At 58.8% G+C, this 1,181-nt stretch carries 1 protein-coding gene; it reads right to left on the bottom strand.

Features of this window, described 5'->3' with window-relative positions:
- Positions 1 to 1,181 (bottom strand): DUF6443 domain-containing protein (locus DDR33_RS26195; protein ID WP_238387950.1); only part of this gene is annotated, 1,181 nt, incomplete at both ends.

Raw genomic sequence — 1,181 nt, 5'->3', positions numbered from 1 at the left:
TTTACTTGTTCGGTGCTGTTTACTTTATGGTGGCGGGTGCTGGTGAGCAGCTCATCGGTGAAGCTGTAGGTGTTGTCGGTTTCATCGTAATTGCCGTCTGAGAGGGTGCCGCCTTTGTAGTGCTGGCTGATGTTTTTGGTGACCCGGCCTTCGTCGTCGTAGTAGTTCACGCTCCACAGCATGTGGGCGGGGTTGTTCAGCACGGCGGTACGGGTGGCCGTCGGCAGGCTGTGGATCATCTCGCTGCCATCCCGGGCGTACCCGGAGGGAAGGCCGGGGATGTTATAGTTGTCGTAGTAGCTGACGGTCAGGGGGGTATTGAGGTTCTGGGGGTAACTGACGATCTGGTAGTCGGCCCCGGGGGTACGGCTGTCGTACTGGGGGGCGGCATAGACGAGGGCTTTCAGGGATGCGGGGTCTATGGCGGTATTGCCATTGTTCCACAGCCCGGTCATGATCACACGGCCCAATCCGTCGTACTTGGTCACCTGCCACTGGTTCTTCTTTCTCTGCCCGGCGTCCTGGCTGGCCACGACCTGGTCGAGCTGATTGTATACCAGGTACTCCCAGCCCTTGCCGGGGATTTTTTTGGCACTCATCCGGTTGCGCTCGTCGTAGCGGTACTGGTAACACAGTGCGTTCTGTTTGTCAGGGCCGGGCATCCCGCTGTCGGCTTCTGATTTGGGGGGAAGGACATAGCACAGGTTGCCGAGATTATCGTACACGTAATAGGTGGACAGGGCCTCGATGCTCTGGTCGGCTTTGCGGTTCCAGGTGCGCTTGAGCACTACCCGGCCTTCTTTGTCTGTAAACTCCTGGAACAGGCCGGCTTTGCCGTCGCCTTCTTTCCAGTTCTCGTCCCGAATCTCGTTGACATAGAGTTGATTCTGTCCGTAGGCATCCTTCTCTTTTAAAATAAAATTCCCAGTAGCGTCGATGCTGACGCCGTATTGTTTAGCCCATCTGCCGTTGCCTTCGGACAGGGAGGCGTCACTGTTGCTGTAGTAGCCCTGGCGCACGGTGTGCCCCTGGCCGATCTGCCAGTCGCTGCCGGGGGCCCCCTGTTCTTCTACGCGGTTGAGCGGGGAGGCTTCAAAGCGGGTCTCGGCAAAGGGGGACGGGATACGGGGGACGCCGGTGGGCAGCTGCGCTTCGCTGCCGGATGGGTTATAGAAGGCCAT

The sequence above is a fragment of the Pararcticibacter amylolyticus genome, from assembly GCF_003130405.1.
GTDB classification, from domain to species: domain Bacteria; phylum Bacteroidota; class Bacteroidia; order Sphingobacteriales; family Sphingobacteriaceae; genus Arcticibacter; species Arcticibacter amylolyticus.
Note: the sequence above shows the minus strand (reverse complement) of the source record. Positions and strands in the feature narration are given on the sequence as shown.